The sequence below is a fragment of the Neptunomonas sp. ABH4_499 genome (assembly GCF_056160565.1).
The window spans coordinates 23872-36420 of record NZ_JBSWXK010000027.1 but is presented as its reverse complement, the minus strand read 5'-3'; the positions used below and the strand labels follow the sequence as shown (position 1 = coordinate 36420).

11 protein-coding genes are annotated in these 12549 nt (G+C 49.1%); 6 read left to right on the top strand and 5 right to left on the bottom strand.

From position 1 onward, the window contains the following. From ACXAF9_RS17835 to ACXAF9_RS17825, 3 genes are all read left to right on the top strand, one after another. Positions 1-3644, top strand: a 3644-nt coding sequence (locus ACXAF9_RS17835) for a type I secretion C-terminal target domain-containing protein (protein ID WP_475076648.1), incomplete at its 5' end; no start/stop codon positions are given. 104 nt (positions 3645-3748) lie between these two features. Beyond that, positions 3749-4696 (top strand): tRNA 2-thiocytidine(32) synthetase TtcA, encoded by a 948-nt coding sequence (ttcA, locus tag ACXAF9_RS17830; RefSeq protein ID WP_475076646.1) that lies wholly within the window; start codon positions 3749-3751, stop codon positions 4694-4696. A 217-nt stretch (positions 4697-4913) separates the two neighbouring features. Then, the gene (locus ACXAF9_RS17825) at positions 4914-5669 is read left to right on the top strand and encodes a hypothetical protein (protein WP_475076644.1); all 756 of its coding nucleotides are present in this window, start codon (positions 4914-4916) and stop codon (positions 5667-5669) included. Positions 5670-5731: 62 nt separating this feature from the next. Here ACXAF9_RS17825 and cydX read toward each other — a convergent pair whose 3' ends face one another. Genes cydX through ACXAF9_RS17810 form a run of 3 tightly spaced genes read right to left on the bottom strand, consistent with a single transcriptional unit; the run spans position 5732 to position 8573 of the window. After that, positions 5732-5839: a cytochrome bd-I oxidase subunit CydX gene (gene cydX, locus ACXAF9_RS17820; RefSeq protein WP_475076642.1), complete on the bottom strand. Its 108-nt coding sequence runs from the start codon at positions 5837-5839 to the stop codon at positions 5732-5734. A gap of 10 nt (positions 5840-5849) precedes the next feature. Continuing rightward, positions 5850-6986 carry a cytochrome d ubiquinol oxidase subunit II gene (gene cydB / locus ACXAF9_RS17815; RefSeq protein ID WP_475076640.1) on the bottom strand — a complete coding sequence of 379 codons (1137 nt, stop codon included), beginning with the start codon at positions 6984-6986 and terminating at the stop codon, positions 5850-5852. Between the two features lie 18 nt (positions 6987-7004). After that, positions 7005-8573 (bottom strand): cytochrome ubiquinol oxidase subunit I, encoded by a 1569-nt coding sequence (locus ACXAF9_RS17810; protein ID WP_475076637.1) that lies wholly within the window; start codon positions 8571-8573, stop codon positions 7005-7007. Between the two features lie 185 nt (positions 8574-8758). On the opposite strand from ACXAF9_RS17810, the gene ACXAF9_RS17805 reads away from it, so the two are divergent. The 3 genes from ACXAF9_RS17805 to ACXAF9_RS17795 are packed head-to-tail and all read left to right on the top strand — an operon-like array spanning position 8759 to position 11411. Continuing rightward, positions 8759-10090, top strand: coding sequence for a sigma-54 interaction domain-containing protein (locus ACXAF9_RS17805; protein WP_475076635.1), 1332 nt, complete (start codon positions 8759-8761; stop codon positions 10088-10090). A 41-nt stretch (positions 10091-10131) separates the two neighbouring features. Next, a complete protein-coding gene (locus ACXAF9_RS17800) occupies positions 10132-10845 on the top strand; it encodes a hypothetical protein (protein ID WP_475076633.1) in 714 nt (237 codons plus the stop codon). Next, positions 10827-11411, top strand: a complete 585-nt coding sequence (locus ACXAF9_RS17795; RefSeq protein WP_475076631.1) for an elongation factor P hydroxylase — start codon at positions 10827-10829, stop codon at positions 11409-11411. Before ACXAF9_RS17800 ends, ACXAF9_RS17795 begins: the two co-directional genes overlap by 19 nt. Here ACXAF9_RS17795 and ACXAF9_RS17790 read toward each other — a convergent pair whose 3' ends face one another. Beyond that, complete coding sequence (locus ACXAF9_RS17790) at positions 11412-11918, bottom strand: copper chaperone PCu(A)C (protein WP_475076629.1); 507 nt, start codon at positions 11916-11918, stop codon at positions 11412-11414. Positions 11919-11939: 21 nt separating this feature from the next. Further along, a complete protein-coding gene (locus ACXAF9_RS17785) occupies positions 11940-12548 on the bottom strand; it encodes an SCO family protein (protein WP_475076627.1) in 609 nt (202 codons plus the stop codon). Between the last annotated feature and the right edge of the window lies 1 nt (position 12549).

Genomic DNA, 12549 nt, shown 5'->3' with positions numbered 1-12549 from the left:
CTGGTGCAGGCGATGTGGCGGATACCCAAAATGCAGATACGCCAGTCACGGTTACGCCAGCCACGATCACAGGCACCTACGGTACCCTGACACTGAACAGCGATGGTACGTACACCTACGCACTGGATAGCACCAATGGTGATGTTCAAGCGTTGAATGACGGTCAGAGCTTAACGGAAACGTTTAACTACACCATCTCAGACAGCGATGGCGACAGCAGCAATGCGGATCTGGTTGTGACCATTAACGGTACTAACGATGCGCCTGTGGTTGGTGTTGCTTCGGTGATCGGAGTAGAGGACACCTCTTACGTCTTCACTTGGTCTGACTTTGCGACATCCGATGTTGATAATGCGGTTTCTGATCTCTCAATCCGTATTAGCAGCTTACCGGCTGACGGTGTCTTGGAATACTTTGACGGCACTGGCTGGTCAAGCGTTCAGGCAAACGATGTGATTTCGCATGCGGATATCGATGCAGGTTCACTGCGCTTTACGCCGGATCAACACGAATCCGGTGATGACAGCTTTGCTTCGCCAGGTGTGGGTGATCAATCGAATGATTATGCGGCGTTTGATTTTGTAGCCGTCGATACAAACGGCGGCGAAACTTCAGCAACGATGAGTGTGGATATCACACCGGTTGTTGACGCGCCAACGTTATCACTTGGATCAGAAACTGTTGGCGATCGTACGTCGGATGACAGCAACTTTACAATTCCATCCGGTAACGGTTTGGTGATGGACTTATACACCAACGTGTCGACGATGGACACCTCAAATGCGGCCAATGCGGATCTACTTGAAGATGCGTTGGCCGGTGAAACGCCTGTCTCTACCTCGGTTGTAACGGAGCTGGGAACAGCCACAGATGCAGCCGGTGCAGTAGATGTTCCAACGGACGGTGCGGTGAGCTTAACGGGCTTGATCTACTTAGAAGCAGGCCACAGTTACAGCTTTACAGGGTACATGGATGACACCATGCAAATGGAAGTGGGTGGTACGATTGTGTACTCCGCGGGTTACAACACTTGGGGAACCTATACAACCAACACCTTCACGCCAACAGAAAGCGGCTATTACACGTTCGAGCTTTACGCGTACAACGGTGATGGGGTAGGTGATATCAGTGCATTGGTATCGGTTGATGGCGGTGCTGCTCAGTCGCTGGGTACTCAGGTATTGTTTACTGACATTGGTGCGGTAAATGATGCCGGTGGCCAATACTCAGGATACGTTGATAACAACGGAGACGGTGGTTACTACCCAGTGCGTGTCAACGAGGGCTTAGAAGATACGCCAATCCAGATTCAAGATATAACGGCTGGTTTGACCGATACGGATGGCTCTGAGGTACTGACCGTCACTGTTTCTGCGTTGCCAGAAGGCTCGGTAATCAGTGATGGTGTTAATACCTTTACGGCGACAGCGGGTAATACCGAAGCGGACATCACTGATTGGGATTTGACGACTTTAACGATCACGCCGCCTGAAAACTTCAACGGCACTTTTGATGTTGATGTGAATGCGATCAGCACAGAGCGTTCAACCGGTGAGAGCTTAACAACGACCAACAGCCTGAGTGTTGTCGTTCTGGCTGTGAATGACGCTCCGGTGATTGATTTCACGGAAGCTAATGTCAGTGAGGAAGGACTCGCGAACGGTGATCCTGACTCCTCAGCGGCAGCAGGGTATGTGGATACCACAGATTCGGCATCTGTGACTGGAACGGTTAACGCGGTTGATGTCGAAGGTGACTCTGTTACGAGTTATACCTTGTCAGCTCCGACTGATACGATTACCTCAGACGGCGTTGAAGTGGTTTGGAGCGGGTCTGGCACGCAGTCAATGACCGGTTACGCCAACGGCGAAGCGGTTGCGACCTTGTCGATCGATGATTCTGGTAACTATCAGTTCAACCTGTTGGCGCCTTTGGATCATGCTGATGCATCGGGTGAAGATACGCTTAGCATCGACTTTGGGGTTGTAACCAGTGATGGCATGGACTCAGCAACCGGTACTTTACGTATCACTGTTGAAGATGACTCGCCAGAGCAAATTACGCCGCAGGTTGATCAATTGTCGATGATCGATACTAACTTGATGATCATCCTGGATACCTCCGGTTCGATGTCTCAGGACAGTGGTATTGATGGCCAAACGCGCCTTGAAAGTGCGATCGATTCGATCATTACGCTTCTGGAGCGCTACGATGAGTTTGGTGATGTTGCGGTTCGAATCGTCACCTTCTCATCGAATGCTCAAGCAGTAGGTTCTGAGTGGGGAGACATCGATACGGCCGTTCAGCAGTTGTTGGCGATCCGTAACGCAACGCCGCAGGGTGGTACAAACTACGATGAAGCGTTGGGTGATGCGATGAGTGCATTCACATCGGCAGGTGCGATTGATGATGCTCAGAACGTCTCTTACTTCTTCTCGGATGGTTTACCTACCTTTGGTGCAGGTAACGGTGGGTCATTAACTGGTCGCCGAAATGGTACAGGGTATGACCAGTCAGGTAACGATACGGGTATCAGTGCAACCGAAGAGGCAACTTGGACGAACTTCCTGAATAACAATCAGGTTAAGTCCTTTGCGATTGGTGTGGGTACTGGTATCAATGATGTGAGCTACCTGAACCCGATTGCGTACGATGGTCAAACCTCGATCAACAGCGATGGTACGATCGTATCCTCGTTCGATGAGTTGGATGAGGTACTGTCATCTACCATTATGAACCCTGTTTCTGGTCAGTTGGTGGAAGGCTCCTCTCTGCTGTCGGAAAGCTTGGGTGCTGATGGCGGTTATGTGCGTAGCGTGACCGTTGATGGTGTGACATACACCTTCGACTTAGACACTCGTACGTTGACGGTCACCGGCGGAGCTGATGCTAGCGTATTTGACTCGGCAGAAGCGACGGTCACGATTACAACCGCCCAAGGTGGTCAGTTCTTCGTGGATATGGACGATGGTGATTACTCTTACATCGCACCGGACAGCATCTCTGATTCGATCATGGAGCGAATGGACTTCGATCTGATCGACAACGACGGTGACATCAGTTCTTCGTTTGTTGAAGTGGATGTTGATCGTATGAATGTGGTGATCGGTACGACTGGCAGCGAAACACTGAACGGCCTGAACGATAGTCCAGACTTGATCATTGGTCGCGATGGCAACGACATCATCTTTGGTAACGGTGGCAGCGATCGCTTGATGGGTGGCCTTGGCAGTGACCAGCTGTTTGGTGGTGACGGTGCGGATCAGCTGATTGGTGGTCCGGGCAGCGATACCCTGACCGGTGGCTCTGGTAGCGATACCTTCATTTGGGGTGCGCCAGGCAGTGCCGATACCATTACAGACTTCAATGTGTATCAAGCGTCTGGAGATGATCGTGATGTACTGGATCTAAGCGATCTGCTTGATGGTGAAACGGAAAACACCTTGGATCAGTACTTACACTTTGCACAATCTGGCAATGATACTGTTGTGTATGTGAAGTCTGATGGTGGCATCAATGCCGATGGCTCGAACGCTGATCAAGTCATCACATTGCAAAATGTGACCGACCTTGGGGCAGGCGTCCAAACCGATGCGGACATCATTCAACAGCTCTTGAGTAACAATCAATTGATTGTTGATTGATCAATCCTAGACTGAAAAAAACCGGCCTTATGGCCGGTTTTTATTTGGGCTTGTGTCAGTCTCGCGTATAATTGCTTTTTTTAAATAACCCGTGTTTGTAAACCATGTCTGTATCGATTCACTCGCCTGAGCCATCAGCGCAAAGCCAAGACTCTTCAAAAGCTCATGAACTGAATGAGCACGAGAAAAAGCTGAAAACGCGTCAAAATAAACTGCAAAAGCGTTTACGTCGCGAAGTAGGGCAGGCGATTGAGCACTTCAATATGATTGAAGAGGGCGATAAAGTCATGGTGTGTTTGTCCGGTGGTAAGGACTCTTACACTATGCTGGATATCCTAATGAACCTTCAGCGAAGCGCGCCGGTGCAGTTTGAGCTGGTTGCGGTTAATTTGGATCAGAAACAACCGGGCTTCCCAGAACACATACTTCCGGCTTATTTAGAAACCTTAGATGTGCCGTTTCATATCCTCGAACGTGACACCTATTCCATCGTGAAGTCAGTGGTACCCGAAGGGAAAACCACCTGTGGTTTGTGCTCGCGTTTACGCCGTGGAACCTTGTACGGTTTTGCTGAAGAGATAGGCGCAAACAAGATTGCTCTTGGCCATCACCGAGATGATATCCTTGAAACACTCTTTCTGAACATGTTCTATGGTGGCAAGCTCAAATCCATGCCGCCTAAATTGGTATCAGACGATGGGAAGCATACGGTTATCCGTCCGTTAGCCTATGCGCGAGAGAAAGACATCGAAGAGTATTCAGAGATAAAAGGCTTCCCGATCATTCCGTGTAACTTGTGTGGCTCCCAAGAAAACTTGCAACGACAGGTGATCAAAGAGATGCTCCAAGGATGGGATAAGCAATATCCTGGACGCATCGAAACCATGTTTAGATCCCTTCAGAATGTTGTTCCATCACACCTGGCTGATACCGAACTGTTTGACTTTAAAGGCCTTAAAACCGGTTTCGCACACGGTATTCATCCGGATATGAAAAGCGGCTCAGTTGGAAATACCGATGACAGTGAGCGCATAAATTTGCTTGAGCTGTAAATTATAAAGCAATAGTTCTTGCACCCTGTTTCTATACAGATACACTATACGTTGTAGATAACGTGCGTAGGCATGGCTAAAAGGTTTCGCCTTAGGGTTAATGCCTATGCTACGATGACAATTAGAATCGAGTTTGATCAGTCTATTATGGATGTTAGCTGGCAAACGGCATTCGGTAGTTGAGTAACCGATGTTTATCCAGGACTCATGAGGGAATATGAGCGAAGTCAGTAATAAGCTTCTTCAACGAGCAACCTACCTAAGAAACTTGATGATAGCCCATGCAACAGGCCGTCAAGTAAATGAATCTGACTATCATAAGCTGCGTCATTACTTTATGGGCACGGTCGCTACCTCCGATCGTGTGCCTTCTCTTGTTCTTGAGCATGTTGATTTATCCAGTTTGTGGCAAAGCCTGAAATACAGTTGCGGTTCGGTTGAAGAGCGCAAACTGTTGATCATGGATACCTTCGAAGATTTCTTAGATCATTTATCGGCTTCTGTATCTGAAGCGGGTGAGCCAAATGCCGTCAAGAAACAGCTGGAGCCTTTGGATGAGCTTTCTCTGAATGCCCATTGGCAAGAGGCTGCGGCCTTGGCGCCGGAAGCCGCAACCGAAGCAATGAAAGCTTTGGTTGAGCGCTTGTGCTTTCAATTACTGAAAGAGTTAAAAGTCGTACCTGACCCCATGCAAAACAGTTTGAAGCAGCTGGTTTTGCTGACTCAGCGTTCTTTGATGCTAGCCCCTGGTAAACGCTACTCTCAAACGGTTAAAGAGTTGCTTAAAGGCTGCGAAGAAACGCTGAATGCCATCGAAAATTTCCGTGCTGATCGAGCTCATCACAAAGAAGAGGGTGATAAGCAGATCGGCTCGAACCGTGTTTTGATCAGTTTGTATGGCAGTTTGTGTACCATGTTAATGGCGGCATGGCGCGTTAATGAATTGATCGCCGAGGGCGAAACGCTAAGCTAAGTTTCTTATCTAATTGATCTTGCAATAAAAAAGGCCCGATTGGGCCTTTTTTGATGTCGACGTTATTGGTCTTTTTGTGCGTTGTCTTCGCGAGCCTCTAGCCACATCGCATTGATGATGCCAAAGCTACAGGCCAGTAACACGCCTAAAATCCAAGCGAAATACCACATGTCACTCTCCTTAATACAATGAATGGGATTGTTGTTCGATCATCTCTGGCGCTACGCGTCCCCACAGTGAGCGATAACACCAAACGGTGTAAGCCAAAATGATCGGCACGAAGATGGCTGCGGCCACGGTCATAACCGATAACGTCATTTTGCTGGAGGCCGCATCCCACAGCGTTAAGCTACTGCTCGGTGCTAAGCTTGATGGTAAAACGAATGGGAACAGTGAAGCCCCCGCCGTTAGAATGATGCCCGCCATGGCCAAGCTGCTGGTAACGAATGCGAAGCCAAACTTTTCACGTAGGCTAAGTAGCGTTGTAAGCACCAGTCCTACTATCCCCAGAAGCGGTAGTGCCATGGTGATGGGGTAAGTGGAATAGTTGGTAAACCAAGCCCCTGGCTGTGCGATCACCTCTTTAGCCAATGGGTTAGGGAGTGCGTCCAAGGCGGGTTGATGAACAATCGCGTAGCCCCAGTCGCTCAGGTACAGCCAAACACCAGCACTCAAAAAGCACGCTAAGGTAATCAAAGGTAATAAAGCGGCCATGGTTTTTGCGCGCTCTGCAACAAGGCCTGATGAGCGCAAACCTAACCAAACAGCGCCGTGGGCAGCCAGCATCAATACACTGACCAAACCACACAGAATGCCGAATGGGTTTAGAAGGCCAAAGAGATTACCTTGGTAGCTTGGGCGTAGGAAAGCATCGTGCTCGAACGGTACGCCTTGGAACAGATTGCCAAAGGCAACGCCAAACACAAGGGCAGGCACTAAGCCGCCGATGAACAGCCCCCAGTCCCAAGTGTTCCGCCACGTAGGAGATTCGATTTTAGAGCGATAATCAAATCCGACAGGGCGGAAGAATAACGCGAACAGCACCAACAGCATGGCCCAGTAGAACCCTGAAAAAGCCGTTGCATAAACGGCTGGCCAAGCTGCGAAGATGGCGCCACCTGCAGTGATAAACCATACTTGGTTACCCTCCCAGTGGGGGCCAACGGTGTTGATCACCACACGACGCTCAACGTCTTTTTTGGCTAAGAAGGGCAGCAAAATACAGACGCCCATATCAAAGCCATCGGTCACGGCAAAGCCGATCAGCAGCACGCCAACCAGTACCCACCAAATCAGTTTAAGTGTTTCGTAATCCATGATCTGATCCTGCCTTAATTACTGTAACGACATGTGAGTTGATTGTTCATGGTGATAGCGGCCTGTGTGCAAGCTGCTTGGCCCTTTACGTGCAAATTTAATCATCAGGTACAGCTCAACGATGGCCAGTAGGGTGTAGAGCGCAATAAAGCTCATCAGGCTGGCAAAAATATCACCGGCCGATAACACAGAAGGGGCAACATAGGTTGGGAGAATCTCACCAATGGCCCAAGGTTGACGGCCAAATTCCGCGACAAACCAACCCATTTCGCTGGCAATCCATGGTGCGGGCAGCGTGATCAGGGCCATTTTCAGTAACCAGCGTTTTTGGTGTGACACCCCTTTGGCGGTGTAGAAAAAGCTCAAACCAAAGACCAGCAGCATCCATACACCACATGCCACCATAATCCGGAAGCTAAAGAACAAGGGCGCAACCGGTGGGATCGAATCCCGAGCCGCTGCTTTGATTTGCTCTTCCGTCGCATCAACCACGTCATTGGTATAGGGTTTGAGTAACAAGCCGTAACCGAGGTCTTTTTTGGTCTCTTCGAACAGGTTTTGAACGACGGGGTCTGTGCTGCCATTTCGGATCTGAGTGAGTGCGTCGTACGCCTGCATACCCACGCGGATACGATCTTCATGATGATCGATCAAATCGTGAATGCCTGTGACCTCTTCCGTTGTGGAGCGAGTCGCAATTAACCCCAACAGATAAGGAATCTTGATCGCGTAATCGGTTTCCATGGTTTCATCGTTAGGGAAACCAAACAGTGTGAACGCAGCTGGGGCTTCTTCGGTATGCCATTCTGCTTCGATGGCGGCCAGTTTGACTTTTTGTACTTCGCCAAGCTCGTAACCGGATTCATCGCCCAGCAAAATAACGGATAAGCAAGAAGCCAAGCCAAAGGCAGAGGCGATCGCAAAAGAGCGTTTAGCAAAGGCCACATCGCGACCTTTAAGCAAGTACCAAGCACTGATGCTTAATACGAATACAGCGGCTGTGGTGTACCCGGCTGAAACGGTGTGCACAAACTTTACTTGAGCCACAGGGTTGAAGAAGATCTCAGCAAAGCTGGTCATTTCCATTCGCATCGTGACCGGATTGAACTCGGAACCAACCGGATTTTGCATCCAGCCGTTGGCCACCAAGATCCAAAGTGCGGAAAAGTTAGAACCCAACGCGACCAACCAAGTAACACAAAGGTGTTTTACTTTAGATAGGCGGTCCCACCCAAAGAAAAACAGACCCACAAACGTCGATTCTAAAAAGAACGCCATGAGTCCTTCGATGGCCAACGGAGCACCAAACACATCACCCACATAATGCGAGTAGTAGGCCCAGTTGGTGCCAAATTCGAACTCCATGGTTAAGCCTGTGGTGACACCAAGCGCAAAGTTAATACCAAACAGTTTGCCCCAGAACTTAACCATGTCTTTGTAGATGGTTTTGCCGGTCATCACGTATACCGACTCCATAATGGCCAGCATAAAAGTCAGGCCTAGAGTCAGAGGTACAAATAGAAAGTGATACAGTGCTGTTACCGCAAATTGTAATCGCGATAAATCAACGACTTCTTCTGTGATCATTGAGTGCTCCCGCTACCGCTAGAAGAGTAAAAAGTGTTGTGTGAGCTTTCACATTCACACAGGTTTATTGCACTGCGTATGCCAAAATTTCACCTTGATATAAATCAATAAGTTAGTAGTTTTAAGGCTGGAAATGATGTCGTAACTGACATAATCTGTTGTCAAAAATGTCAGGAGTGTCATTCATGGTCCTTAACAGCTTTACCGAGATCATTTCCGTTTTGAACAGTCACTCGGAGCCCGCTGTTTTGCTTTCGACCGATTATCAAATACTTGCCGCTAATGAATCCTTCAAAAGCCATTATCACGACACGGGTGAAACCGTCGGCAGACGCTGTTATGAGGTCTCTCACGGTTATAACGTGCCTTGCGATTTAGCTGGGGAATCCTGCCCATTGCAGCAATGCAAGAAAACGGGGTTAAAGCAGCGTGTCTTGCATGTGCACGAAAGTTGTCATGGGCGAGAACACGTGGATGTGAACATGACACCCATCCAAAATGATGCTGGTGACATTGTGGGCTTCCTAGAGATCATGAAAGTGGTTAAATCCTTTGGCGATGAACAAAGCCAGATGGTGGGGGAGTCAAAAGCGTTTCTTCGATTATTGGAGATGATCCAGCGAGCTGCGCCCAGTGAGATCAGCGTGCTGCTTCAAGGTGAATCCGGCACCGGTAAGGAACTAGCGGCTTCGGCCATTCATAACGGCAGCACCCGATCCCAAAAGCCTTTTGTCACCGTTGAATGCGCAGGGCTTACGGACTCTTTATTTGAAAGTGAATTATTTGGTCACGAGAAAGGGGCGTTTACCGGGGCAATCCATAAAAAGAAAGGCTTGGTCGAGATGGCCCAAGGTGGCACCTTGTTTTTGGATGAGGTGGGTGACATTCCACTGCCACTGCAGGTGAAGCTGTTAAGGTTGATCGAGTCTGGCACCTTTCGAAGCGTTGGCGGTGTCGAGGTTAAACAAGCGGATTTTCGGCTGATCTGCGCTACGCATAAACCGCTGAAGGCCATGGTCGAGAAGGGCGATTTTCGCCGCGATTTGTACTACCGAATTGCGGGTTTCCCCATCGATTTACCAAAATTGGCAGACAGAAAAGAAGACATACCCAAGCTTGCCGTCTCATTGTTAAAGCGTATCCCGGACGCCAGCGGTAAGCGGCTTTCTAAGGCCGCCCTCGGTTTGCTGCGTGAATACGATTTTCCCGGCAACATTCGTGAGCTTCGTAACATTCTTGAGCGGGCAGTTTTGCTCTGTGACGATGATCAGATTGAGCCTGTGCACCTACCGGATGAATGTTACATTAAGGAGCTTCATGTGGCCGAACGCCCAGCCGAGCCTTCCGTCATTGATGAATCTGAGCTCATGACGTTGGAGCAATTAGAGTCCCGTTACATCAGTCAACTGACCAAACGTTTTGCTGGGGATAACAAAACCTTGGCTAAAGTCTTAGGGATCAGCGAGCGCACCTTGTATCGTAAATTACAGTCACTTAGGGAGATCTATATTGATTGATCCTTCTGATATACTCGACGCACATTTGCTAGGAGAAACGCATGGCTAATCGTGCAATTGTGGCGGCGTCTTTGTTACTCAGTGTGGTGCTTGTTGGGTGTGAGGCTGTTCCAACCCAAGAGAACCCTGATGCTGCCGAACTGAACCAGAATCCATCGGACACCGCGGGCAATCCGCAAAATAATGGGCAAAACGCGCCAGAGCCGAACGCTCAGCCAAACACACCGCAAAGCTCTGGGAACCAGATGGAGTATTTGTCTGGCCAGATATTAAGCCTGCAAGAGCAAGTGATTCAGATTAAAGCCGATACACAAGAGCTTCGACAGAATGCTCAAGTGTTATTAGCAAGGCTGCAGCTGCTTAACAGCCAAGGTTTGCCGCAAAACCCAGTGGCAAACAGTGGCGGTGCACCTGCGCAGAATACGCCTTTGAACGAAGCCCAAGTAAACCGACTGGTACAAGATGTCAGTGCGTTGCTGGATCAAACTTCCTCCTCTTATGAGTTGGTGTCGAGCTATACAGCCAAAGGGCAGTGGGTGTTGATCCGATACGATCGTTACACAGGGGAAACCTGGTTGGCCGATCAAAACCGTTGGAACGCTTTAAATGAAGCGGGCGTATTACCGAGGTCCCTTTATGAGGTTCAGATTCAACGAGCGGATAAAGACATCAAAGGGTATGTGGCTGCGCGTGTCGATAAGCGATCTGGTCAAACGTGGTGGCTTCGAGAAGAAACATGGCAGAGTTATCAGTAAGTATCGTGACGACCCAAAAACAGCAGCTTCCTAAGCATCATTATCAAGAGATTATTGATCTTTTTGATGAATGCTTCTCACAGAGTCACAACACGCGTTTGATCAAAGGGGATGATGAGCCGATCTATTTACCTGCCGATCCGACATGCGAGTATCACCGTGTTGTCTTCGCTCACGGCTACTTTAGCAGTGCCTTGCACGAGATCTCCCATTGGCTGATTGCAGGATCAAAGCGCCGATTACTCGAGGATTTTGGCTATTGGTATCGACCCGACGGTCGCACTGCTCAAGAGCAGGCGGAGTTCGAGAAAGTTGAGGTAAAGCCGCAGGCGCTTGAGTGGATTTTATCGATGGCGGCAGGGCATAAGTTTTACATCAGTGCGGATAACTTAAGTGGCGAGAACACCGATAACTCAGCTTTTAAGCAAGCCGTACATGAGCAAGTTGAGTGTTATTTAACAAAGGGACTATCGGAGAGGGCTAGCTGCTTAAAGGCAGCCCTGTGCCGCTACTACGGAGTTGACCCAAGTTTTACCTTGGATCAATTTGACCTCAATAACGTTTGATCAATGAGCGTGAGCTTCTTTCTTCATTGAATGCTCGTGCTTCATCTCTTTTGGCATGTTGCCAGGCATGGCAAATTTCACGGGCACGCTCAGCGTTTGCTGGGTGTTGTCTGACCACTTCAGAGTAAGCTCAATTTGATCGCCTTCGGCAAGCGGTGCGTTCAGGTCGATCAACATAACATGATTATCGCCAGGCTTTAGCATCGCCATGCCTTTGGCCGGTAGTGTGATGCCATCGACTTTACGCATTTGCATAACACCATCCACGTGTGTGTGAGTGTGCAGCTCGACATGTTTTGCAGCATCGCTTTCGGCCCCAATCAGTTCGATCGACTCATCACTGTTGTTGTGCAGCATCATAAAGGCCGCGCTGTTAAGGCCTGCGGTTGGCATAGCACGTGCGTACGCATCTGACACCGTGACATCCGCAGCATGCGCTGTGAACGATAGGAAAGACGCAGCGGCCAAGGTGGCGAAGGTGGATGAGCGAAAAAACAAACGAGACATACGAGATAGCTCCTGAAAAGGTTATTGAAGCGCTTTGATCAACACATCTTCAACAGCCTTAGGTGGGGCTGTGTGGCTAAGAGTGGTCATCAATTGGCCATCAGGCGAAATGAAATAGATGCGAGAAGAGTGGTCAACGGCATAACCCATGTTGGAGTTTTCAAGTTTTACCATGCGGTAAAACGCGCCGTACTGATCAACGACTTTGTCGATCTCCTCTTTGGTGCCGGTTAGCCCAGTAAATTTTGGGCTAAAAAAGGCGGTGTAGGTTTTGAGCTTTTCGGGTGTGTCGCGCTCTGGATCTACGCTGATAAAAATGCCATGAACCTTATCTTGGTAGGCTTCTGGTAAGTTCACAAACGCTTGTCGCATGATGGCAAGGGCCGTTGGGCAAACATCCGGGCACGAAGCATAGCCGATGTAGATTGCAACGGCCTTACCTTTAAAGTCGTGTAAGGAGACAGGTCCATCGGCTGATTGCAGGGTGAAATCCCCACCAAGGTTTTCAAGCGTATTGGTTTTGGGAGTAGACGCTTTAGGGTCGTCGTACAAAAACCATCCCACCAAAGCGAGTAACACGATGGAAAGTACAACCAGAATTTGCAGCGGCTTTAAAGCGTCTTTTGTCATG

Bases quoted from the DNA above. Each gene is read 5' to 3' on its own strand.
- ttcA (WP_475076646.1), top strand. From the start codon at position 3,749: ATGTCTGTATCGATTCACTCGCCTGAGCCATCAGCGCAAAGCCAAGAC.
- ACXAF9_RS17825 (WP_475076644.1), top strand. From the start codon at position 4,914: ATGAGCGAAGTCAGTAATAAGCTTCTTCAACGAGCAACCTACCTAAGA.
- cydX (WP_475076642.1), bottom strand. From the start codon at position 5,839: ATGTGGTATTTCGCTTGGATTTTAGGCGTGTTACTGGCCTGTAGCTTT.
- cydB (WP_475076640.1), bottom strand. From the start codon at position 6,986: ATGGATTACGAAACACTTAAACTGATTTGGTGGGTACTGGTTGGCGTG.
- ACXAF9_RS17810 (WP_475076637.1), bottom strand. From the start codon at position 8,573: ATGATCACAGAAGAAGTCGTTGATTTATCGCGATTACAATTTGCGGTA.
- ACXAF9_RS17805 (WP_475076635.1), top strand. From the start codon at position 8,759: ATGGTCCTTAACAGCTTTACCGAGATCATTTCCGTTTTGAACAGTCAC.
- ACXAF9_RS17800 (WP_475076633.1), top strand. From the start codon at position 10,132: ATGGCTAATCGTGCAATTGTGGCGGCGTCTTTGTTACTCAGTGTGGTG.
- ACXAF9_RS17795 (WP_475076631.1), top strand. From the start codon at position 10,827: ATGGCAGAGTTATCAGTAAGTATCGTGACGACCCAAAAACAGCAGCTT.
- ACXAF9_RS17790 (WP_475076629.1), bottom strand. From the start codon at position 11,918: ATGTCTCGTTTGTTTTTTCGCTCATCCACCTTCGCCACCTTGGCCGCT.
- ACXAF9_RS17785 (WP_475076627.1), bottom strand. From the start codon at position 12,548: ATGACAAAAGACGCTTTAAAGCCGCTGCAAATTCTGGTTGTACTTTCC.